Genomic DNA, 22,432 nt, shown 5'->3' with positions numbered 1-22,432 from the left:
GCCAGCTTTTATGCCCATAGTGTTTTTACGTGCCGGCGCAACCGGTTTTTACGCCTCAAAAATCACTTTGCCCTTACAGATCGTGTATTCCACTTTTCCTTTGAGCTTCTGGCCCAAAAACGGCGAGTTCTGGGATTTCGAATAAAAACGTTCCGGAACCCACTCTTTTGCAGGATCGAACAAAACCAGATCTGCCGGTCCGTTCTCTGCCAGATAGCCAGCGTCCAGGCGGTAAAGCTTTGCGGGGTTCATGGTCATACAGGTCAGCAGCTGCATCATCGTAAGTTCCCCTGTATCGACGAGCGCCTCGTTGCCGAGCGCCAGAGACGTTTCCAATCCGATGATTCCGCTGGGCGCTTCCGTCAGGGGCTTCGCTTTTTCATAATCCGCATGCGGCGCATGGTCTGTCGCAATCAGGTCGATCGTTCCGTCCTGTAAACCGCGGATAATCGCCTGCCTGTCAGCTTCCGTGCGAAGCGGCGGGTTCATCTTCGCCATCGTACCGTGTTCCATCACGGCGTCCTCCGTCAGCGTGAAATGATGGGGTGTCGCCTCTGCGTGGATTTTCGTGCTCTTTTTCTTCGCCTGGCGGACAAGTTCGACCGCCTCCGCCGCGCTGATGTGCTGAATCACGATCTCCGCACCCGTTTCCAGCGCAATCGACAGATCGCGACGCACCATATCGATCTCCGCCTGCCTGTCCGAACCGCCGATGCCGAAATATTCGCTCGCCTTTCCGGCATTGACCCCATTATTTTGAATATATGCCGGGTTTTCCTCATGGAAGCTGATGGGTTTGTGCACCCTTGCCGCTTCCTGCATCGCTTTTCTCGCAATTTTGGCATCCAACAGGGGCTTGCCGTCATCCGTAAAGCCGACCGCGCCAGCCTTTGCCAGCGCTTCCATATCCGTCAGCTCGTCCCCCTCCATGTCCATCGTCACGTTCGCGCAGGTATAGACATGGATGCCGGTCTTTGCACCTTTTTCCAGAACATAGGAAAGCGTTTCCTCCTGATCGACATGGGGATTCGTATTCGCCATCAGCACAACGCTCGTCACACCGCCAGCCGCTGCCGACACCGCGCCGGTCAGGATATCTTCCTTATATTCTGCACCCGGATCACGGAAATGCACATGGGTATCCACCAGCCCCGGCGCTGCAATCAGGCCATCCGCATTCAGGATGCGAAGCTCGTCCTCTTTTTCTTTTGTAATCTGTGCAGGGTCGATCGTTCCTGCCTCTGCGATTTTTGTAATCCTGTCCTCACCGATCAGGATATCCCGCAAGCTATCCGTCTGCGAAGCCGGATCGATCATGCGGCAATTTTGAACTAAAATCATGTCAGCCTCCGCTGTTGCAAAGCAGCCGCGTCCGACAGCTGCCAAATGTCTGTTGTATCTTCTGCATTTTACCATGTTCTTCAGTCAAACACCACTGTTTTGTCCTCAAACGGTGTTTTTATTACAATATATGGATAGGATGGCGTTTCACCCAGCTCCTTTGCCTGCTTCGGACCGATCAGGCTCGTATCCAGATAAATCATCTCCCCGCTTGTATACAGATCGTCCACTGTAATACTGTAGCCACCGCTGTCCTGCTTTCCGTAGCCCACGCACAGGTACAGATAACCACTGTCCGCATACGTCATTTTAAACGATGCTTCTTTCTTTTCCGTCACAAGCTTTAACAGCTCCTCCGGCAGCCGCGCCTCGTCCACGACTGTGAATGCGAGGTTTGTTTTCTCCGGCTTTTCCTGTTTCCAGCTGCATCCTGTAAAAAGCAGTATTCCAGCGCATCCGAATATTCCCAGCCAGATCAGGCACAGCGTCCGAACTATTTTTTTCATAATAAGACCGTCCTTTCGATCGATATCCTGTTTGTTTCATATATATGAATACGACGTCAGGAGTATGTCGCCACAGTTCACTCGTGCCTTCCTGGCAGCAGATTTCGTGCTTGCAGGAAAATTTGCTGCCAGGAAGGCACGAAGGGAGCGCCATTTCATGAGCAAAAATGAGCTGCGAAGCAGCGGGTAGCATCGAAGATGCGTTTTGCGAATGGCGCGGGTGAACTGTGGCTCCCTCGCAGAACACCTGTACGCGCGTCTTGCTTTTTTGCAGCGGCACAGGTATACTGAAAATAAAGAAGGTAGCCGGCGCATCTGCGCCTGCAGAATGGAGAGTTTTATGATTCGCTTTATTATTACCGCGTTATTTGTCATTCTGTTTCTGATCCTCAGCATCCCGCTCCTGATCGCAGAATGGATCATCGGCAAATTCAATCTGCCGTTAAAGGATCGTTCCAGCCTTGCGATTGTCAACTGGGCGTTCCGCATGGTGCTGCGCCTGTCCGGCGTTTCCGTCACCTACATCGGAGAGGATCGCATTCCGAAGGATACCCCGGTTCTCTATGTCGGTAATCACCGCAGCTATTTCGATATCGTTATGACCTATGTCCGTGTGCCCCGCACCACCGGTTATATTTCCAAGGTCGAATTTTTGAAGATTCCTCTGCTTTCCAATTGGATGAAAAACCTGCACTGCCTGTTCCTTGACCGCAGCGATCTCAAGGCTGGTATGAAGACGATTCATGCAGCAATCGAGGAGATAAAAAACGGCGTGTCCATCTGCATTTTTCCGGAAGGAACCCGCAACCGCACCGATGCTCCTCTGCTTGAGTTCCATGCCGGCAGCTTAAAAATCGCAGAAAAGGCTCAATGCCCGATCGTTCCGATGACGATCGCCAACGCAGAACAGATCTTCGAAGCCCATTCTCCCTGCATCCGCAAGACAAAGGTTATCATCGAATATGGAGAACCCATCGAAACAAAGAATCTCGACCGCACACAGCAGAAGGCTCTGACCTCCCAGGTTGTTGCACGTATTTCTGAAACCTATGAAAAGAACATGAAATTACTTTCTGGAGAAAATAAATGAACCGTACTGCATCTTCTACCTTGATGACAGAAGGATCGATCTGGAAAAAGATCGTCACCTTCGCATTTCCGCTTTTTCTCGGGAATCTGTTCCAGCAGCTTTATAATACCGCCGACTCCCTGATCGTCGGCAACTTTCTCGGCAGCGACGCACTCGCTGCCGTCAGTTCGTCCGGAAGTCTGATTTTTTTGATGGTCGGATTTTTCAACGGTATCGCAATGGGCGCAGGTGTTGTAGTCGCCCGCTATTATGGAGCACGACAGATCGACCGTCTGCAGCGTGCAATCCATACGGATGTTGCCTTCGGGATTGTCGCCGGTATTTTGCTGACGATCATCGGTCTGATCCTCGCGCCGCAGATGCTGGTCTGGATGGGCACACCGGCAGACGTCCTGCCCAATTCCCTGTTATATTTCCGGATTTATTTTATGGGCTCGCTGGCGTTCGTCCTCTATAACGTTTTTGTCGGTATCCTGCAGTCCATCGGGGACAGCAGACATCCCCTCAACTACCTGATCCTTTCATCTATCGTCAATATCGTGCTCGATCTTTTGTTTGTCGGCGTACTCAAGCTCGGCGTTGGAAGTGCTGCACTCGCCACGATCATTTCCCAGTTTATCAGTGCCCTGCTGTGCCTGCTCCGCCTGCTGAGAAGTCCGGAGGAATATCGTCTGGTTCCGTCCCGCATCCGCTTCGACCCGATCATGTTAAAGCAAATCATTTCAAACGGTCTGCCCGCAGGTCTGCAAAACTCCATTATCGCCCTGGCAAATGTTGTTGTTCAGTCTAACATCAACAGCTTTGGAAAAATGGCAGTGGCTGGCTGCGGTGCCTATTCCAAGGTCGAGGGCTTCGGCTTTTTACCGATCACCTGTTTTTCTCTGGCACTGACCACTTTTATCAGCCAGAACCTCGGCGCAAAGCAGTATGACCGTGCCAAAAGAGGCGCACGCTTCGGCATCCTCTGCTCCATCACCCTTGCGGAAATCGTCGGTATCTGTGTCTATTTCCTGTCCCCCTACCTGATTGCCGCATTCAACAGCGACCCTGAGGTCGTCGCTTACGGAACGCTGCAGGCGCATACGATTACACTGTTTTATTTCCTGCTGGCATTTTCCCACTGCATCGCAGGCATCATGCGAGGCGCAGGCAAGGCAACTGTACCGATGTTCGTCATGCTCTGCTGCTGGTGCATTATCCGTGTGACCTACATCACGATCGCTGTCCGCATTTTCCCTGTCATCAATACAATCTTCTGGGCTTATCCCCTGACATGGACCCTAAGCTCGATTCTATTTTTCCTTTATTACCGCAAGGCGGACTGGATTCATGGGTTTGAAAAGAAATAATGTCGAAAAAACAGGCGTAATTGCAACGCCTGTTTTTTTACGCCTCATCGACGCACTATCGTTGGAACGATATAATATAGGCAAACAGCAAAACTATCGTTCTGTCGATATAATATGAATATCGTGGTAAAACTATCGTTCTGGCGATATTTTTTAAAGGAGGTACTTCCATGTCAGATAAGCTCACAATCTATCATGGTTCTTGCCTACTATCAGTGGCACACTGGCAGACGCTTTGAAGATATCGTAAAAGACGGGCTTACACTTTCCACTGTGATGTCCATGTATATCCTCCATGGAGCCAATGAAAACAAATTCGTCGAGGCAGCAAATGAAATTCTCTCCAGAAACAAAGCCCGCAGAAAAACCAGACTGTATGAAATCCGAAAAGCACGCGGCTTTACCCAACAGCAGTTAAGCGACGCATCCGGCGTCACACTTCGCATGATTCAGCTCTATGAGCAACGGCAGAACGATATCAGCAAAGCGCAGGTGAATGTTGTAATCAGTCTTGCCAATGCGCTGGGCTGCCGCGTGGAAGATCTGCTGGAATAGTCGAAGGATTAGAAGCTTCTTACGTGCTTGCCGATGTATAATTCTTCACTGCCTGATTCCACACCGCCCGTGCGATCAAAAAGAACACGACTGGTGCAGCGACGCCCCAGACCGCCATCGGAGCAGACAACTCGCCCATCAGAAACAGGCCCGGAAAGTTCGTGATGACAAACACCGGCAACAGAAACGTTCCGATACGCTGCATCCACTTGCCGTAAATGAGCTGCGGCATGTTGTTGAAGTCCCAAACTGCCGCCGTCAGATCCGCGATGCCGTTCGTTGCCGTCGTCCAGAACACCAAAAGATGCGGCAGCAAAAACAGGCTGTAGGTCAGGAGCGCGCCGCAGATCAGGAAAAAGAGAAAGCCTGCGATCGAGCCGACCGTCACGGGAAGTCCTGCCCGATGCCAGCCGATCCCGATCATGACGATTCCCGCAGCCGCATCCGGCACAAGCAGCGACAGATCCAGTCGCTGCATTGTCACCAGAAACTGCGCCGCAACCGGTTTTACCAGATACATGTCGAGTTTTCCATCCCGAATCATCGTCGTCAATGACGTAAAGTTCGGGTAATATAGCATGTAAACGCCGGTCAGCAGAATGTACACCCCAATGAACAATAAAATATGATCCGGCGTCAGGACTCCGATTTTGATGCCTGCCCGGTAAACCACCGCCACATACAAAAGCTTGATCAACAACCAACCGGTTTCCACCAAAACGCCCGCTGCAAAGTTGATCCGGTATTCCAGCTGCGCCATCAGGGACATTTTCAGAAATACGAACAGCAGTTTTCCATACCTTATAAATGTATTCAAAATACCAGTTTTCTTTTCCATCCGTCAGCCTCCTACCGCAGCAAAGCGCTGCAGTCCTTTTTTCCACATCATCTGCCCCAGTCCCCAGAAAAATGCGATCCACGCAAGCTGGCACAGCATTCCGGTGCCAATTGCTCCCATCGAAAGCTTTCCATTGATAATGTTGACCGGAAACTGCGTCGTATACCCGAACGGAAGCAGAGAGATCAGAAGCGCCGCCGTTTTTCCGAAAATATCCATGGGGAACACGCCGCCGCTGACAACAACCAGCACCACGCTGACTGTTCCGAACAGCAGATGCACGTCCGTCAGCCAGAAGCTCAACAGCGCCACGCAGTAAAAGATAAAGAAATTCAGGATCACTGCCAGAACCAGCCCCACCAAAAACAGCACGATTCGAAACAAAGACAGCTTCAGTCCGAGAAATATGCTTGACAATGCAACCAGTACAGACGTACAGATCAGCAGTAAAATCAGCTGCGGCATCTTTTCCCCGAGATAGCTGCAGAACCGGTAGCCGCAGTAGTTGACCGGGCGGATCAGATATTTATTCAGCCCGCCGTCCTTGATGTCCTCGTTGATCTGATATTCGAACCCGGTAATAACCAGCTTCGACACCAGCCCGGCAAGCAGCGTATACACGATAATTTCCGTATAGCTATAGCCCGTCATCGCTCCCGCATCCCCGTTACCGTACAGATAATTCCACAAAAAGGTCTGAATGATGATTGGAAAAATCGTACTCAACAATGTCAGCACCATATTTGCCCGGTATTCCAGAGCGGTTTCCACTCCCATCTGATACACGCATCGATACAGCTTCATCCTGCCACCTCCCCGGTGAAAATTCTGGCAATGCTCTCTTCCAGCGGAACCTCTGTCACAGTAAAATCATCCACCGGAAACAGGGAAAGCATCTGCGATGCCGTTTCCTTGATCCGCTCCTTCGGGATTTCCAGAACTGCCGTCAGATCTTTATTTTCCCGCACCCGCCCGAATACGGACAGCTTCCCGTTTTCTACCGGGCTGGAAAAAGAAAGGGTCAGCAGGCGTTTATCCCCCATTCTGTGGTTGATATCAGAAAGCGCGCCGTCGTAAACCAGCGTGCCGCTGTTAATAATGACTGCCCGGCTGCAAAGTGCTTCGATATCCCGCATATAATGGCTCGTTAAAATGACCGTTGTTTTCGTCTGTTCGTTGTAATAGTGTAAAAAGTCACGGATTTTCTGCTGGGACACAATATCCAGACCGATCGTCGGCTCATCTAAAAACAGAATGCCGGGGCGGTGAATCAGCGCCGCCAGGATTTCCATCTTCATCCGTTCTCCGAGAGAAAGTCTGCGCACCTGAATATTCATCAGCTCCCGCACGCCAAGAAGCTCCGACAGCTCGTCCACGGTCTTTTTGTATTCCCTGTCATCCACATCGTAAATGCATTTATTCAGATACAGGCTGTCGCTGGCAGGCAGATCCCACCACAGCTGATTTTTCTGACCCATGACGATGGCAAAGCTTCGCTTGAACTCATTTTTCCGTTCCCAGGGCACAAAGCCATTCACCAGAACCTCCCCGGATGTCGGATACAAAATACCGGACAGAAGCTTTAATGTCGTCGTCTTTCCTGCGCCGTTTGGTCCCAGCAGCGCCATCATTTCCCCTTTTTCCACGGAAAAAGAAATGTCCTTTACCGCTTCCTTTGTCAGCATCTGCCGGTGGAACAGGTTATTTAACGATCCCTGCAGCCCCGCGCCCTTTTTATAATAGGAAAATTCCTTCCGCAGATTATTGACCGAAATCATCTCTTCCATTGTTTTCCCTCTCTTCTCTATTTTGATTCACTCGCTGTCTCACTCCAGAAATTCCGCATGTCGGATCCACGCCTCGTAGCGCGCCATGACTTCCGGATAGCGGTAGCGGCTAACCGGAAGCCTGCTGCCATCCTCCAGCTCTATCATTTCCCTTCCAATCCGGCTGATCTGCCCGGGATTGACCAGAAAACTTTTGTGGACGCGTAAAAACGACCTGACGCGCAGCTTTTCCTCCCAGTATCCGAGCGTTTCCGACGTCAGGAACACCTTCTTTTCGCAGTGCACCCAGATCTCGTGCCGCATACTTTCCAGATACAGGATTTCCTTTTCCCGCACCCGGATTCTGCCGTCGGACGAAGGGCTTTCCCGATACGGAAAGCTCCGGTAACCGCTGCCCGTGCGCCTCTGTTTTTTCAATTTTGCAAGCGCCGCCTTCAAATCCTGTTCCAGCGCATATCCCCGCACCACATGAAAAAAAGGCTTTGTCAGTGCATCAAACACCGCTTCCGAGCTGTCCGCCACAAAAATCACCGCAAGGCGGGGATATTCTTCCAACAGGCTGTCTGCTTCCTCCGACAGGACATTTTCACAGCTGCCCCACCAGATCAGACAATCCAGAGCTTCCAACGCTTCCGCAGATTTTTCCGTGATCCGCACAAACTCTGTCTGTCTGTTTTTTTCCGCCTGGACTGGATCTTCTTCCGAAAACTGCCCCTGCAGGAAAAGCGCCTGCATTATGTATTCAATTTTTTCCAGGGCTTCCTTCGGCTCTCCGCACAATCCAACAAGCGGCATTTTATCCTCCATCCCACAGATGTTCTGCTACTACCTTTTCATCTTAGCAGACCTCGTTAAAAAAACAATCCGCTATGCCCCAATCGCAATCCGTGCGCCCCAATGGTATGCGAAAGCACAACGGCAACACAGCGTAAAACCACTGTCGGTCGCCGCTCCTAACGCACTGCACTGGATTTTCTCACAAAATTTTTTCTTGACAAATTTCAAATCCCTCTATATTATTATCAATGGTAATTATCAAAGATAATCATATAGAGGGATTTAGTATGAAAAATAAGCGTGATCGCTTATTTTTCATACAGCTATTCATGACAATAGAATGCTCGCAGAGCGTGCATTCTATTGTTTGTGCCGCAAGCGTCACAAAGTAGCTATGATCGCAGAGCCGAACTGGACGTTCGACTCGCGATTCCTTCGGCGCAAAGCGCCTGCGGAATGGAGGATTTTATGACAATCGAACTCATCAAACGGCTGCTGGACGCCTGCTATGAGGCAAAGCGCATCCGCGATATGCTCCCGCCGCTGCCGGACGGCGTGACACCATCCTATATCCATTTTCTGGATGTCATCGAACAAATGGAAAAAAACGGAACTTCCGTAAAAGTATCCGACATCAGCGATGCGCTGAATCTTCCGCGTCCCGGCGTGACCCGGACAGTAAAGGAGATGGAGCAAAAAGGCTATCTGACCAAAAAGCCGTCCGAAGAGGATGCACGCATCATGTACCTTTTCATTACAGACGAAGGCAAAAAGCTCTCTGCCAAGTACAACGAACAGGTTTTTAACGCCCTGCTGCCCGATCTGGAGGCCATCTCCGGCGAAGATGCGGAATGTACCATCCGTACCATTGAAATATTTTATCAAGTAATGTGTGAAAGGAGAAACGACCTTGACAAGTGATAAGACAGATTTTACACAGGGAAATATTTTAAAGAAACTGGTACCTTTTATGATTCCGATTCTGGGCGCGCTGATACTTCAGGCCGCCTACGGCGCGGTCGATCTGCTCGTCGTCGGCAGATTTGGCTCCACCTCCGGGCTTTCTGCGGTTTCCACCGGCAGCCAGGTGTTAAACCTCGTCACCTTTGTTGTGACACAGCTCGCAATGGGCGTCACAGTCCTGATCGCCCGTTATCTCGGGGAAAAGAACCCGGAACAGATCGGCTCCGTCATCGGCGGCGCGGCGGTTGTATTCACACTGCTTTCTGTCTGCCTGTTCGCAGCGATGGTTTTCTTTGCCCGCCCCATCTCTGTACTCATGCAGGCTCCTGCTGAAGCAGTCACTCTGACCACAAGTTATGTTCGTATCTGCGGCAGCGGTATTTTCTTCATCGTCGCCTACAACCTTCTGTCGGCGATTTTCCGCGGACTTGGCGACAGCAAATCTCCGCTCCTGTTCGTCCTCGTCGCATGTATCGTCAACATCGTCGGCGACCTCGTTTTGGTTGCCGGTCTGCACATGGACGCAGCGGGCGCAGCATTTGCAACCGTATTTGCACAGGCGGTCAGCGTTGTCTTTGCGGTGGTTATTCTTTTCAAAAAGCAGCTGCCCTTCCACATTGGCAAAAGCGATCTTGGCTTCAATTCCCAGTGCAGCAAATTTTTAAGCATCGGACTTCCTCTCGCCCTGCAGGAATTTCTGACCCAGGTTTCGTTCCTCGCCCTCTGCGCCTTTGTCAACCGCCTCGGCCTGGAAGCCTCCTCCGGCTATGGTGTCGCCTGCAAAATCGTCAACTTTGCAATGCTGATCCCCAGCTCCCTGATGCAGTCCATGGCGTCCTTCGTTTCCCAGAATGTCGGTGCAGGCAATCTGAAACGGGCCAAAAAATCCATGTTCACCGGAATCGGCATTGGTCTGATCTTCGGCTGCCTTGTCTTTACCCTTATCTGGTTTAAGGGTGACCTGCTCGCATCTTTCTTTTCCACAGACGCTGCCGTTATCCAAAACGGCTTCGCGTACTTAAAAGGCTTTGCGCCAGAAACCATCGTCACCGCTGTTTTATTCAGCATGATCGGCTACTTCAACGGCAACAACAAAACGCTCTGGGTTATGCTCCAGGGACTGATCCAGACCCTCTGCGTCCGTCTCCCCTTCGCTTACTTCATGAGTATCCAGCCAAACGCCAGCCTGACAAGGATCGGACTTGCCGCACCGGTTTCCACAACTGTCGGCATCCTGTTGAACGTTGGATTTTATCTCTACCTGAACAAGAAAGAAAAACGCGCCTGACGGCGCGTTTTTTTATGCATCTGATCTGGAATATGCGTTTTTCATCTGGCTGCTCAGCTCAAACAACACCTTATCAAGCGTATCGTCTGTTTCCTTCTGCAGCATCGCAGCAATCTCCGCATTTGCCTGCTGCCGCAGCGCTTTTCTTGCCGCCGGATCCTGTTCTGCTGCCAAACGTGCATCATAGCGGTTGATCAGCTCGTGTCCCTTTGCTGCAACCCTTTCCTGATAACGCTCCACATGGAACAGAGATTTATTATAGGAAGCGTCCGCCATCGCTGCGATCAGACGGCTCGACCAGTAAAAGTTCTCTGTCGAAACCCGCCCGGTCGTGTTGTTTAAATACTCCGGTGTTTCCTCCACATCTGCATAAAACGGAACAAGGGCGTTAAATGCATTGGACCCGTAGGCAATCCATTCCACCGGCCTGCAGTCCGCTTCCATATCCGGTCTGATCTGGATCAACGCCATGAAATCATTTCGGTTGATGCCGATAGAACGGTATGCACCACGCATGGATTTATCGCCATAGGATCCATAGGGATCATACGGCGTCCCCTGATAGTGACCGGACAGGACATATTTCACATCCTCGACAGTGATCTTTTTCTCCGGAACCATGCACCACGGCAGATCGTCGGAAACCGGTGTAAAATCAGCAAGCGCACCGTCCCAGCGATAGGTGTTCGGATTCAGATACCGCTCCATAAACCATGCCCGGGGTGTGTTGTATACATGATCTGCATCGTCATGACTGCCGAAGACATCCCGCGGATTCAGCGAACCGTCCATCGAAAGGTTCAGATGGTAGGTTTCGATAAATTCTTTCAAATCTGCAGAGCAGAGGAAATTTTTCTGTTCTCCGTAAGCATCTTCCAGATCAAAGCTGTCGATTCCGAGCTGGTTTGGCATCACGACATAAACCTCATCCGGCACTCTTCTTGCCATCCAGTGATGTCCTCCGATGGTTTCCAGCCACCAGATCTCGTCTTTATCCTGAAAAGCGATTCCGTTCATCTCATATGTCCCGTATTGCTCCAACAGGCTGCCAAGACGTAAAACGCCCTCTCTGGCGCTTCTGATATAAGGAAGCACCAGACAAACCAGATCCTCTTCCCCGATTCCTCCGGCAATCTCTTCCTTTCCATCCGCTGCAGGCTGATAGACGACCAACGGATCCGCTCCCAGCACGCGCGGATTTGAGGTGATCGTCTCAGTAGCAGTCATCGCAACATGTGCCTCATTGACGCCGCTGGCAGCCCAGATACCTTTTCCCTCCACCGCATTCGGCATCGCTGTATAGCGCATCGGATTCTCCGGCAGTTCGATGGTCACATGAGAGAGCACGGAATGATAGGTTTTCGGCTGCTGCTCCGGAGAAACCACTGCAAACTTCTTCGCTGTAAAATGTCCGGCGCCGGAATCATCGTTTCTCGCGATCATCGTTGATCCGTCATAGGTCGCTTTTTTCCCGACCAGTATTGTTGTACACCCCATATCTGACCTCCTATTTTTCTAATGCTTCTACGATTTTTGCATACCCCATGCCGTGGGAAGCCTTGATCAGTACCGAATCCCCAGGATGCAGAAGTCCAGGCAATGCTGCAAGCAGTGCGTCGGTATCTGTGAAATGTTCCGCTTGAGAAATTCCAGCCTCCTTCGCTGCCCGGTACATCTCTTCCGAAAGGCTTCCTGCACAATACAGGCAGTCTATGCCTTGTTCTGCGGCATATGCGCCAACCTGCCCGTGCATCTCCCTTTCCTTCTCTCCAAGCTCAAACATATCACCGAGCACCGCAACTTTGCGTCCTTCTGCCAGACTTAACAGATCCAGCGCAGCCTTGGTCGAAACCGGGTTTGCATTGTAGCAGTCGTCGATCAGCACCAGATCCCCCGCCTGCACAACACGGCTTCTGCCGCTTACTGCCTGCACGGCAGCGATTCCGGCTGCGATCTGCTCTGTCGTCAGTCCGAGCTGTAAACCAACTGCAGTCGCCGCCAGCGCATTTAACACCATATGCGCGCCCGGCAGCGGAATCTGTACGTCAAACGCAGCGTCCGGCGTGTGGATTGTCGCTGTACTGCCCAGCAGTCCACGGCTTGCGATGGTGTCTGCGTAAATATCGTTTTCGGGAGAAAGTCCAAAGTGAACCGGCCTTTTGCCGTGTACTTCCCCAATTGTCATGAGCTTGTCATCGTCTCCGTTGACACAGACCGTCCCTTCAGGATTCATAAAGTCAAAAATCTCGGATTTTGCCTTCAAAATACCGTCCCGGCTTCCGAGGAATTCCAGATGGCATTGACCGATATTTGTCATCACGCAAATATCCGGCTTTACCATCTCGCTTAAACGGTGCATCTCCCCGAAATGATTGATGCCCATCTCCACAACGGCAGCCTCCGTATCCTCCGGCATGGCAAGCAGTGTCAACGGCACGCCGATTTCGTTGTTGAAATTGCCCTGCGTCTTGTGTGTCTTGTATTTCTGTGCAAGCACTGACGCGACAAATTCTTTTGTACTGGTCTTGCCGACGCTTCCGGTGATCCCAACGATCGGAATTGGCATCTGCTCTCTGTAAAACGCAGCGATCTGCCGAAGCGCAGCCAGACTGTCCTCCACACGGATGCAGGGACCCGGCAGTTCTTCCGGTTCTTCTTCACACACAACTGCAATCGCGCCCTTGTCAAAAACTTCCCGGATAAACTGATGACCATCCACCCGTTCTCCGCGGATTGCCACAAAAATATCGCCCGGTTCCACTTTGCGGGAATCGATTACGATTCCTGCCGCTTCTTTGCCGGAATAGCCGCGGATTACAGCCATTCCCGCCGCCGGACAGGTTCCGGTATGCTTTCCCGCCGGCACAGCCAGATGCCCCTTACAGGCTCTTGCAATATTCCATATCGTCATATTTTTCATATCACTTTTGGTCTCCATTTTGCAGTTGAAAAGCTGCATCCTTTTCAATCCTCAAACGCCATATCCAGAATCTTCTGACAAAGCTCGTCATAGCTGATGCCGACCGCCGCAGCTTCCTGAGGAATCAGGGAGGTAGGCGTCATGCCGGGGAGCGTATTCGCCTCCAGACAGTAGGCGTTTCCGGCCTCATCCATCATAAAATCCATCCGGGCATATTTATGCAGGCGCAGGGCATCGAATACACGCTCTGAAATCTTCTGGATCTTTCTGGTACTCTCTTCGCCGATCGGCGCGGGGCAAATCTCAATGGTGCTGCCCGCCTGATATTTGTTTTTGTAATCGTAAAAGCCTTCCTTCGGCGCGATTTCCACGATCGGAAGTGCTTTGCCGTCCAGCACGCAGCAGGTTAACTCCCTGCCCTTGATATATTCTTCTACAACGACCTCGTCTCCATATAAAAATGCATCATCGAGTGCTGCCTGATAGTCCTCTTCTTTCTGCACGATGGAAACGCCGATGCTCGAACCACCGGAGCTTACCTTTACCACGCAGGGGAACTTCGGCTGCTGGCCTTCTCCCGGCTCCTGACCTTTTTTCAGGCGGAAGCCTGCTGGGGTCGGAATCCCGTTTTGCATAAACAGTTCTTTTGCAAGGCACTTATCCATCGCCAGCGCGCCGCTGACAAAGTCTGTGCCGGTGTAGCGGATTCCCAGCAGATCAAATGCCGCCTGCACCTTTCCACCTTCTCCGTCTGCACCGTGCAGTCCTAAAAAGACAACGTCCGCCATCTGACAGATCTTGATCACGTTGGGGCCAAAGTAACATTTGCCGCCGTCCTTCCGCAGTGCCTTTACCGCACTGATATCGGGATTGATCTCATGAATCGCTTCGATTCCTGCAGAAAAATCCTCATCACTTTCAAAAATATGATCAATGTCGTCCCGTTCCATTCCAAGAAAAACGTCCAGCAGGACAGCCTGATGTCCCAGTCTCTTCATCGCCTGATAAATCATCTTGCCGGAAATCAGGGATACGTCACGTTCCGTGCTGATTCCGCCTGCTAATACTACAACCTTCATGTCTTTCTCCTCTTCTACTGTTTTCCAAAATTACTTCATGCCATAGTATACGCTCAATCCACTGCTCCGTAAAGGAAAATCAGCAGTCAGTTTGCCTAAAATACCGATATATTTTACCGTATTATCCAGTTAAAGCGCTGAAATATTAATTTTTTGTAAAATTTTTTCGCACCTTTCTGCAAATAGGTGTATAATACAGACACGTTACAAAGACAGATGTCTTTCTACAAAAGACATTTCTTCCAGGAAAGGCATTTTTCTTTTGAAAAGGAGGAACTATTATGAAAAAATCCATGAGTGTTTTACTGGCAGCCGCCATGTGCAGCGCTATGCTCGCAGGCTGCGGCTCTACAGCAGCTGACACTGCAGCAGACGCTTCCGCTGAAACCACTGCTGCCGCTGCTACCGAAGCAGCAGATTCTTCTGCTTCTGCAGAAGGCGTAAATGTATTTAAAATCGGCGGTACCTCTCCCCTGACCGGCGCGGCAGCAATCTACGGCAACGCTGTAAAGAACGGCGCACAGATCGCCGTTGACGAGATCAACGAAGCAGGCGGTTCCGTACAGTTCGAACTCAAATATGAGGACGACGAGAACGACCCGGAAAAAGCAGTTTCCGCTTACAACGCATTAAAGGACTGGGGCATGCAGATTTCCCTGGCTTCCGTTACCACAAAGCCCTGTGAAGCAACCAGTACAGAGCACTTTGCTGACCGTATCTTTGGTCTGACTCCTTCCGCTTCCTCTACCGCTATTACAGAGGGCAAGGACAATGTATTCCAGATGTGTTTTGCTGACCCCAACCAGGGTCTTGCATCCGCTGATTATATTGCAGATCAGAAGCTCGGCACAAAAGTCGCTGTCATCTACAGAAATGACGATGTATACTCCAGCGGCGTCTACGAGAAATTCAAAACAGAAGCAGATGTAAAGGGTCTGGAAATCGTTTCCGCAACCACCTTTACAGATGCAAGCTCCAATGACTTCTCCGTACAGCTGACCGAAGCAAAGAATGCAGGTGCTGACCTGCTCTTCCTTCCTATCTATTATCAGCCCGCTTCCCTGATCTTAAAGCAGGCAAAGGATATGGGCTATGAACCCACTTTCTTTGGCGTAGACGGTATGGATGGTATCCTGACCCTGGAAGGTTTTGACACCTCTCTGGCAGAAGGCGTTATGCTGCTGACTCCCTTCAACGCTGATGCGACAGATGAAAAGACCCAGAGCTTTGTAACCAAATACCAGGAACTCTACGGCGATGTTCCGAACCAGTTCGCAGCAGATGCTTATGACTGTGTATATGCTTATAAAGCGGCTCTGGAGGCATCCGGCGCTACCGCAGATATGTCTGCAGAGGAGCTTTGCGACAAGATGATCGAAGCCTTCCCGACTCTGACCTATGACGGTTTAACCGGTACAGGCATCACCTGGGATTCCACCGGTGCTGTATCCAAGACTCCTAAGGGTATGGTGATCAAAAACGGCGCTTACGTCGGCATGGAGTAATACTTACCCTTTAATTTTGATTTTATCAATGCGCAAGGGAGCACCGTTATCGTTTTTGATACGGCGCTCCCTTGCGTCATACAGAGAAATGAGGTAGCTTATGACCTTTTTATCACACCTGATCAACGGCATCAGTCTTGGAAGCGTATACGCGATCATCGCACTGGGATACACAATGGTATACGGTATCGCCAAGATGCTGAACTTTGCCCACGGAGACGTCATCATGGTGGGCGCATATATTTCCTTCTGTACCACCAGTTATCTCGGACTTTCTCCGCTGGTATCTGTCCTTTTTTCCATCATCGTCTGCACGGTTCTCGGCATCGTTGTAGAACGTCTGGCATATAAGCCTCTGCGTCAGGCTCCTTCCCTCGCAGTTTTGATCACCGCCATCGGCGTTTCCTATTTTCTGCAGAATGCCGCCCTGCTGATCTGGGGCTCCAGCCCGAAAACCTTTTCTTCCGTAACCGGAAGCTGGACCTTAAAGCTTTTTGACGGACAGCTGATCGTTTCCGGCGTCACGATCGTTACGATCCTTGCCTGCATCCTGATCATGATCTGTCTGACTCTTTTCACCAACAAGACAAAAATGGGAACGGCGATGCGCGCAGTTTCTGAAGACAAGGCTGCTGCAGGTCTGATGGGTATCAATGTCAATACAACCATTTCCCTGACCTTTGCCATCGGCTCCGGTCTGGCGGCCATCGCAGGTGTATTGCTCTGCTCCGCCTATCCGACCCTGATGCCCACCACAGGCTCCATGCCCGGCATCAAGGCATTTACTGCAGCTGTATTTGGCGGCATCGGCTCCATTCCCGGCGCAATGATCGGCGGTATCCTGCTCGGCATTATTGAGATCTTTTCCAAAGCGTACATTTCCACACAGCTGTCCGATGCGATCGTATTTGCGGTTCTGATCGTGGTCCTGATCGTAAAGCCGGATGGTCTGCTGGGCAAACACGTCAGCGAGAAAGTATGAGGTAGCAGCATGAACAAACTCAAACCTATTCTGTCAGCCAGAAAAGACTGCACAATTTCCTATACGATCGTCATTCTCGCCTTTATCCTGATCCAGACCATGATCGCAACCGGAAACATCACCTCTTCCTTAAAGGGACAGCTGGTTCCGATCTGTGCCTACATCGTCATGGCGATCTCCTTAAATCTTACCGTCGGCATTTTAGGCGAGCTTTCTTTAGGGCATGCCGGCTTTATGTCGGTCGGCGCTTTTACCGGCATCGTGGTTTCCACCTCCCTTGCCGCTGCGATTCCGAACGGCCCTCTGCGCCTTGCCATTTCCATGATCGTCGGCGGCCTTTTTGCCGGAATTGCAGGACTCATCGTCGGCATCCCCGTACTTCGTTTAAAGGGTGACTATCTTGCCATCGTTACCCTTGCATTCGGTGAAATTATCAAGAATATTATCAACGTGCTCTATATCGGTCTGGATGAAAAAGGACTGCACTTCAGCCTTCTGGAACAGCATTTTACCCTTGCAGAGGGCGGTTCCATGATCATCAACGGCCCCATGGGTGTCGGAGGTGTCCAGAAGCTTTCCACCTTTTCTTCCGGCGTTGTCCTGATCCTGATCACGCTGTTTTTAGTCCTGAACCTGATCCACAGCCGTACCGGCCGTGCCATCATGGCTGTCCGCGACAACAAGATTGCCGCAGAGAGCATCGGACTTTCTGTAACCCGCTATAAGCTGCTGGCATTCGTGATCTCCGCCGTTTTTGCAGGTATGGCAGGCACCCTTTACGCCATGAATTTCTCTACCGTCACCGCATCCAAATTCGACTTTAATACCTCGATCCTCATTCTGGTATTCGTCGTTCTGGGCGGTCTTGGAAATATCTGGGGCTCGATCATCGCCGCTGCACTTTTAACCGTGCTTCCTGAGCTTCTGCGCTCCATGAACGACTACCGGATGCTCATCTATGCGATCCTGCTGATCGTTATGATGATCTTCAACAATTCCGGTGCAAAGAAGCGTCTGACAGAATATTTCAGCGCACAGAAGGAAAAACGGACTGCGAAAAAGGCAGCTGGAAAGGGGGTAAACTGATATGGCAACTCTCGAAGTAACCGGACTCGGTATTTCCTTCGGCGGTCTGCGGGCCGTTGATGATCTTACCATGTCCATCGAAAAAGGCGGCCTGGTGGGCCTGATCGGACCCAACGGTGCCGGCAAAACCACCGTATTCAACATGCTGACTGGCGTTTACCGCCCCACAGACGGCGGCATCCGCTTAAACGGTGAAAATCTGATCGGCAAAAAGCCTTACGAAATCAACCGCATGGGCGTTGCCCGCACCTTCCAGAACATCCGACTGTTCCCGCAGCAGAGTGTTCTGGACAACGTTATGACCGGCTTAAACAATCAGGTGCAGTATTCCCTTGCAGAAAGCCTTTTACATGTGGGAAGCTACCACAAAAAAGAAAAAGAAATGACCGAACGTTCCATGGAGATCCTGCGAGTCTTCGGGCTGGAGCATTCTGCTCAGACGCTGGCATCCAACCTGCCCTATGGCAAACAGCGTAAACTGGAAATTGCCCGTGCGCTTGCAACCAAACCGGAGCTTCTGCTTCTGGATGAGCCTGCCGCCGGCATGAACCCCAACGAAACCGGAGAGCTGATGGATACGATCCGTCTGGTGCGCAAGGAGTATCAGGTCACCATCCTTTTGATCGAGCATGACATGAAGCTGGTACAGGGTATCTGTGAATACCTCTATGTCCTGAATTTCGGTCGTCTGCTGGCAGAAGGCACTCCTGATAAGGTATTAAACGATCCTGCCGTTGTCAAGGCATATCTGGGCGATTAAAGGAGGCTTCTTTTATGGCAATGCTCACTGTAGAAAATATCAATGTATATTACGGCGTGATCCACGCCCTTAAAGACATCTCCTTTCAGGTAAACGAAGGCGAGATCGTCGCACTGATCGGCGCAAACGGTGCCGGCAAAACCACCACCCTGCAGACTGTCAGCGGCATGCTGAGCGCAAAGTCCGGTTCGATCCGATTTCAGGATCAGGAGATTTCCAGAATGCCGGAGCACAAAATCGTGAAGCAGGGAATTTCCCACGTCCCCGAAGGACGCCGGATGTTCTCCAACCTGACGGTTTTGGAAAACCTGAAAATGGGCGCTTACACCAGAAAAGACAAGCAGGAAATCAACAATTCCCTGGAAATGGTTTATGAGCGGTTTCCCCGCTTAAAGGAACGTACCCGCCAGCTGGCAGGAACTCTTTCCGGCGGTGAACAACAGATGCTTGCAATGGGACGCGCGCTGATGGCAAATCCCCGCATCCTGCTGTTGGACGAGCCCTCCATGGGTCTGTCCCCGCTTCTGGTTTCTGAAATTTTTGATATCATTCAGGAGATCAACAAACAGGGCGTTACCATCCTTTTGGTAGAACAGAACGCAAAAAAAGCGCTTTCCATCGCAAACCGCGCCTATGTCCTCGAAACAGGACGCATCGTAAAGGAAAATGATGCACAGGCACTTTTACATGATGAAGCGATCAAGAAAGCTTATCTCGGCGAATAAGGGGGAAACAATTATGTCAAACACAGTAATTACCATCGCCCGTCAGTACGGCAGCGGCGGACGTACCGTCGGCAAAATGCTGGCAAAACGTCTGGACATTCCCTGCTACGACAGGGAGATTATTTCGCTCGCTTCCGAAGAAAGCGGCATTCATCCCACTCTGTTCCAGGATGAGAAAAAAAAGCACGGCTCTCTGCGTGCGTTCCTTACCGGCGGCTTCAAAAATGCCTCCCCGCTTTCCCCGGAAAGCGCAGGTTTTACAAAGGATGACAACCTTTTTCGCTATCAGGCAAAAATCATCCGCCAGCTCGCAGAGGAAAGCTCCTGCGTTATCATCGGACGCTGCGCCGACCATATCCTTGCAGATGTTCCAGGCGTTGTCCGTGTCTTTGTCCACGCGCCCGAAGATTTTTGTCTGCAGGAAGCAATGAAGGTCAACAGTCTTTCTGTTTCTGACGTTCAGAAGCTCATCGCTCAGACCGACGAATACCGTGCCCACTACTACAAGTATTACACCGGCCAGGAATGGAAAAACGCCCAGAATTACGACCTGTCTCTGGACAGCTCCCGTCTCGGCTTTGATGGCACAGTAGAGGCGATACTTTCCTATATCGAAGTACGTAAAAAGTTCGACAAAACTATGTAATACAATTCCCGGCAGTCAGGCTCCTTTTTGGAACCGGGCTACCGGGAATTTTTATCCCAGATAATCCAGCGGATTGACCGCTTCCCCGTCCTTTGTCAGTTTAAAATAAACATTGGAGCCCTCTACCGAGTAATATTTTGTCGGCTCCGCCACATGTCCGATCACCGCGCCGGTTTCCACATAGTCTCCCTCTTCCACAGTCACTTCCTGCAGCTGTCCATAGGTCAGCTCGTATCCACCTCCAAGACGCATCACAACAGTCTGTCCGGTCTGCGCATCCTCATACACAGATTCCACAATTCCATCTGCTGCGCATGCCACGCCTGTTCCTTCTGCTGCGCTGATTACAATCGACGGATTATATTTGTACTGCTGCAGCGTCGGAAAATAAATTGTCTTGTCCATGCTGTAATTTAACAGAACGTTGCCTGCAATCGGCCATGCCAGCTTACTGCTTTCTCCAAAGGACAGCTGGCTCTCCTGCACTGCGATATTCGCAGACGCTGTAAGCGCCTCGTCCTGATTGTCGGCTGCATCCTGACTCGCGGTTGTTCCGTTCGCTTTTTTGTCAGTGTCTGCCGCATCCGCCTGACCGCCGCCAGATGCCAGTTCGCTCGAACTTCCGTCGCTGTTGTACGCTTCGTTTCGATACTCTGCATAGCCGATGTTGCGATTTTTGGGCTCCTCCGTCGGCTGACTTCCCGTTTCCTGTTCTCCAGCTGCTCCTGCGCCCGATTCCCCGCCTGTTTTTGCAGGCGCACTCAGATCTTTATCCTTCTGCGCATAATAGGGGTCATAATCCAGCTCCCCACTGTCTTTATCACTGCCGGTCACATTCTGTGCAGACTGATTCTGTGCCTGTGCCACAGGACTTTGCGTCTCTTCCTCCAATTTGGAGAAATCTACAATATGCTGTTCTTCTTCCTGGCTTTTCTGATGATTGCGGTACACAGAAATGCCCGTCACTGTCATCGCCGCCAGCACCAGAACAACCGAAGCTGTTATGATCGCTTTTTCTCTGCGGTATGCGCTGTTTTTTCCGCCTGTTCTTTTTCTTCTCATCACGCTCATCCTTTCCTGTTTCCTGTGTTCAGGCTTAGTTTGAGCGCAATTCAACCGTTTTATTCCGATTTTTTCAAAAGTCCCGGGAAAAACAGCTCCAAAATTTCTTCTGCGGAAGCTCCCTGCTTCGCAAGCGCATTGGCATAATATTGATCCAATCCGATCCCGTGCCCGATTCCCTTTGTCGTAATCACCATTTTCCCGCCCTGTTCTTCCAGGAAAAAACACGACGACGGAAGCTCAAACAGCTGCCGAAACCGTTCTCCCTCTATGGATGACCGTCCCGCGCGGACATTTAATACGTATCCGGCGCTGTCCCGCGTCAGTACAAGCTTTGGGGCATCCTTTTCCACTGATACGCCTTCTGCCTCCAGCATCCCGAAAAACCGCTCTGTTTTCATGCTCTTTTCCTGTAAAAAATCTTCTGCAGCCTCATCTACCGGACAGGCGATGCTTTTGCACCAGTCCGACTCCTGTCCGAAAAGCTCTGTCCCGCTCCTTGTCCGCCCTGCGCTCAGGCGAAAAAAAGGCGCGCTGACAGCCGCTCCCTGCCATTCGAGAACATAGCCCGAAGAAGCGCGCACCGCCTCCCTGCAGCGCTCCTCCAACACGTCTGCCTGCTCGCCCCACAGACGCTTGCGCTGCGCCTTGTCCAGGTACGAAAAACCGCTATTACTGTCGATAATCCGCGGCTCAACGGCGCTCACACTACTTTGAGAGATGCTCTCCTGCGCTGCTCCGGTCGTGCCATTCTCCAACACGGTCCCCTCCAGATGCCCTCCCGCGACGCAGCTGCTGCGCAGAATCACCGCCTGGGCTTTGAGCGCTTCCGGTTCATATTCTGCAGGAATCACCGCCGCCAGCGCGCCGATCAGAAACGCTTCCTCCGTCATCGTTCGGACGTCGCTTCCACTTTGCATCCGGACTGTCCTGCCGGATACGGGCACAATGGTTTCCACCGTTTTTTCCTGCCCTGTCCGCACTACACTGCTGCAGGTATACGGCAGCAGAAAGAAAAAAAGAAGAACCGCAAAAAAGTCCTTTTGACGGCTCTTTCCTACGGTTCTGTTTGCTCTTTTTTCCATTGTTTCCTGCATCATGAACCCTCCGCTGCTGCCGGTATTTTCCTATACGGCAGTCTATGCAGAGACGCACGCTTCTATGCAGAAAGCT

22 protein-coding genes are annotated in these 22,432 nt (G+C 51.2%); 11 read left to right on the top strand and 11 right to left on the bottom strand.

Annotation, left to right across the window (positions count from 1 at the left end; genetic code table 11):
* Nucleotides 1–48: 48 nt before the first annotated feature.
* On the bottom strand, nucleotides 49–1,341 hold the full coding sequence (locus ACLTOQ_RS09980) for a dihydroorotase (protein WP_412319344.1): 1,293 nt from the start codon (nucleotides 1,339–1,341) through the stop codon (nucleotides 49–51).
* An 80-nt stretch (nucleotides 1,342–1,421) separates the two neighbouring features.
* Nucleotides 1,422–1,847, bottom strand: coding sequence for a protease complex subunit PrcB family protein (locus tag ACLTOQ_RS09975; protein WP_412319343.1), 426 nt, complete (start codon nucleotides 1,845–1,847; stop codon nucleotides 1,422–1,424).
* A 340-nt stretch (nucleotides 1,848–2,187) separates the two neighbouring features.
* Between ACLTOQ_RS09975 and ACLTOQ_RS09970 the strand changes: the two genes are divergently transcribed.
* The 3 genes from ACLTOQ_RS09970 (at nucleotide 2,188) to ACLTOQ_RS09960 (ending at nucleotide 4,841) form a co-directional block, all read left to right on the top strand.
* Nucleotides 2,188–2,937 carry a lysophospholipid acyltransferase family protein gene (locus ACLTOQ_RS09970; RefSeq protein WP_412319342.1) on the top strand — a complete coding sequence of 250 codons (750 nt, stop codon included), beginning with the start codon at nucleotides 2,188–2,190 and terminating at the stop codon, nucleotides 2,935–2,937.
* Nucleotides 2,934–4,286 carry an MATE family efflux transporter gene (locus ACLTOQ_RS09965; RefSeq protein WP_262586886.1) on the top strand — a complete coding sequence of 451 codons (1,353 nt, stop codon included), beginning with the start codon at nucleotides 2,934–2,936 and terminating at the stop codon, nucleotides 4,284–4,286. Before ACLTOQ_RS09970 ends, ACLTOQ_RS09965 begins: the two co-directional genes overlap by 4 nt.
* A gap of 114 nt (nucleotides 4,287–4,400) precedes the next feature.
* Nucleotides 4,401–4,841 (top strand): helix-turn-helix domain-containing protein, encoded by a 441-nt coding sequence (locus ACLTOQ_RS09960; protein ID WP_412319341.1) that lies wholly within the window; start codon nucleotides 4,401–4,403, stop codon nucleotides 4,839–4,841.
* Nucleotides 4,842–4,860: 19 nt separating this feature from the next.
* Here ACLTOQ_RS09960 and ACLTOQ_RS09955 read toward each other — a convergent pair whose 3' ends face one another.
* The 4 genes from ACLTOQ_RS09955 to ACLTOQ_RS09940 are packed head-to-tail and all read right to left on the bottom strand — an operon-like array spanning nucleotide 4,861 to nucleotide 8,261.
* Complete coding sequence (locus tag ACLTOQ_RS09955; protein WP_412319340.1) at nucleotides 4,861–5,679, bottom strand: ABC transporter permease; 819 nt, start codon at nucleotides 5,677–5,679, stop codon at nucleotides 4,861–4,863.
* A 3-nt stretch (nucleotides 5,680–5,682) separates the two neighbouring features.
* Nucleotides 5,683–6,483 (bottom strand): ABC transporter permease, encoded by an 801-nt coding sequence (locus tag ACLTOQ_RS09950; protein ID WP_412319339.1) that lies wholly within the window; start codon nucleotides 6,481–6,483, stop codon nucleotides 5,683–5,685.
* Nucleotides 6,480–7,466 (bottom strand): ATP-binding cassette domain-containing protein, encoded by a 987-nt coding sequence (locus tag ACLTOQ_RS09945; protein WP_412319338.1) that lies wholly within the window; start codon nucleotides 7,464–7,466, stop codon nucleotides 6,480–6,482. The genes ACLTOQ_RS09950 and ACLTOQ_RS09945 overlap by 4 nt, the downstream gene beginning before the upstream one ends.
* A gap of 39 nt (nucleotides 7,467–7,505) precedes the next feature.
* Entirely contained in the window at nucleotides 7,506–8,261 is a 756-nt protein-coding gene (locus ACLTOQ_RS09940; RefSeq protein WP_412319337.1) for a LytR/AlgR family response regulator transcription factor, read from the bottom strand.
* A 450-nt stretch (nucleotides 8,262–8,711) separates the two neighbouring features.
* Between ACLTOQ_RS09940 and ACLTOQ_RS09935 the strand changes: the two genes are divergently transcribed.
* Both ACLTOQ_RS09935 and ACLTOQ_RS09930 read left to right on the top strand, forming a co-directional pair.
* Nucleotides 8,712–9,164 carry a MarR family winged helix-turn-helix transcriptional regulator gene (locus tag ACLTOQ_RS09935; RefSeq protein WP_412319336.1) on the top strand — a complete coding sequence of 151 codons (453 nt, stop codon included), beginning with the start codon at nucleotides 8,712–8,714 and terminating at the stop codon, nucleotides 9,162–9,164.
* Nucleotides 9,154–10,494 carry an MATE family efflux transporter gene (locus ACLTOQ_RS09930; protein ID WP_412319335.1) on the top strand — a complete coding sequence of 447 codons (1,341 nt, stop codon included), beginning with the start codon at nucleotides 9,154–9,156 and terminating at the stop codon, nucleotides 10,492–10,494. The genes ACLTOQ_RS09935 and ACLTOQ_RS09930 overlap by 11 nt, the downstream gene beginning before the upstream one ends.
* 12 nt (nucleotides 10,495–10,506) lie before the next feature.
* Here ACLTOQ_RS09930 and ACLTOQ_RS09925 read toward each other — a convergent pair whose 3' ends face one another.
* Genes ACLTOQ_RS09925 through ACLTOQ_RS09915 form a run of 3 tightly spaced genes read right to left on the bottom strand, consistent with a single transcriptional unit; the run spans nucleotide 10,507 to nucleotide 14,493 of the window.
* On the bottom strand, nucleotides 10,507–11,991 hold the full coding sequence (locus ACLTOQ_RS09925; protein WP_412319334.1) for a C69 family dipeptidase: 1,485 nt from the start codon (nucleotides 11,989–11,991) through the stop codon (nucleotides 10,507–10,509).
* Nucleotides 11,992–12,001: 10 nt separating this feature from the next.
* Nucleotides 12,002–13,414, bottom strand: coding sequence for a UDP-N-acetylmuramoyl-tripeptide--D-alanyl-D-alanine ligase (locus ACLTOQ_RS09920; RefSeq protein WP_412319333.1), 1,413 nt, complete (start codon nucleotides 13,412–13,414; stop codon nucleotides 12,002–12,004).
* Nucleotides 13,415–13,458: 44 nt separating this feature from the next.
* Complete coding sequence (locus ACLTOQ_RS09915) at nucleotides 13,459–14,493, bottom strand: D-alanine--D-alanine ligase (RefSeq protein ID WP_118495873.1); 1,035 nt, start codon at nucleotides 14,491–14,493, stop codon at nucleotides 13,459–13,461.
* A gap of 281 nt (nucleotides 14,494–14,774) precedes the next feature.
* Here ACLTOQ_RS09915 and ACLTOQ_RS09910 point away from each other — a divergent pair, with 281 nt between their 5' ends.
* The 6 genes from ACLTOQ_RS09910 to ACLTOQ_RS09885 all read left to right on the top strand — a co-directional run bounded on the left by ACLTOQ_RS09910 (nucleotide 14,775) and on the right by ACLTOQ_RS09885 (nucleotide 20,197).
* Nucleotides 14,775–15,998, top strand: coding sequence for an ABC transporter substrate-binding protein (locus ACLTOQ_RS09910; protein ID WP_308728715.1), 1,224 nt, complete (start codon nucleotides 14,775–14,777; stop codon nucleotides 15,996–15,998).
* A 100-nt stretch (nucleotides 15,999–16,098) separates the two neighbouring features.
* Nucleotides 16,099–16,980, top strand: coding sequence for a branched-chain amino acid ABC transporter permease (locus ACLTOQ_RS09905; RefSeq protein ID WP_117960524.1), 882 nt, complete (start codon nucleotides 16,099–16,101; stop codon nucleotides 16,978–16,980).
* Nucleotides 16,981–16,989: 9 nt separating this feature from the next.
* On the top strand, nucleotides 16,990–18,066 hold the full coding sequence (locus ACLTOQ_RS09900) for a branched-chain amino acid ABC transporter permease (protein WP_118495871.1): 1,077 nt from the start codon (nucleotides 16,990–16,992) through the stop codon (nucleotides 18,064–18,066).
* 1 nt (nucleotide 18,067) lies between these two features.
* Complete coding sequence (locus ACLTOQ_RS09895; protein ID WP_412319332.1) at nucleotides 18,068–18,826, top strand: ABC transporter ATP-binding protein; 759 nt, start codon at nucleotides 18,068–18,070, stop codon at nucleotides 18,824–18,826.
* A gap of 14 nt (nucleotides 18,827–18,840) precedes the next feature.
* Nucleotides 18,841–19,551, top strand: coding sequence for an ABC transporter ATP-binding protein (locus ACLTOQ_RS09890; RefSeq protein WP_021914212.1), 711 nt, complete (start codon nucleotides 18,841–18,843; stop codon nucleotides 19,549–19,551).
* 13 nt (nucleotides 19,552–19,564) lie between these two features.
* Nucleotides 19,565–20,197, top strand: a complete 633-nt coding sequence (locus ACLTOQ_RS09885) for an AAA family ATPase (RefSeq protein WP_021914213.1) — start codon at nucleotides 19,565–19,567, stop codon at nucleotides 20,195–20,197.
* 51 nt (nucleotides 20,198–20,248) lie between these two features.
* On the opposite strand, the gene ACLTOQ_RS09880 is transcribed toward ACLTOQ_RS09885, so the two are convergent.
* Nucleotides 20,249–21,259, bottom strand: coding sequence for a peptidoglycan DD-metalloendopeptidase family protein (locus ACLTOQ_RS09880; RefSeq protein WP_412319331.1), 1,011 nt, complete (start codon nucleotides 21,257–21,259; stop codon nucleotides 20,249–20,251).
* Nucleotides 21,260–21,318: 59 nt separating this feature from the next.
* Nucleotides 21,319–22,359: a SpoIID/LytB domain-containing protein gene (locus ACLTOQ_RS09875; RefSeq protein ID WP_412319330.1), complete on the bottom strand. Its 1,041-nt coding sequence runs from the start codon at nucleotides 22,357–22,359 to the stop codon at nucleotides 21,319–21,321.
* Nucleotides 22,360–22,432: the final 73 nt, after the last annotated feature.

Origin of the sequence: Gallintestinimicrobium sp., from assembly GCF_046968865.1 — a bacterium.
Classification (GTDB): domain Bacteria; phylum Bacillota; class Clostridia; order Lachnospirales; family Lachnospiraceae; genus Gallintestinimicrobium; species Gallintestinimicrobium propionicum.
Note: the sequence above shows the minus strand (reverse complement) of the source record. Positions and strands in the feature narration are given on the sequence as shown.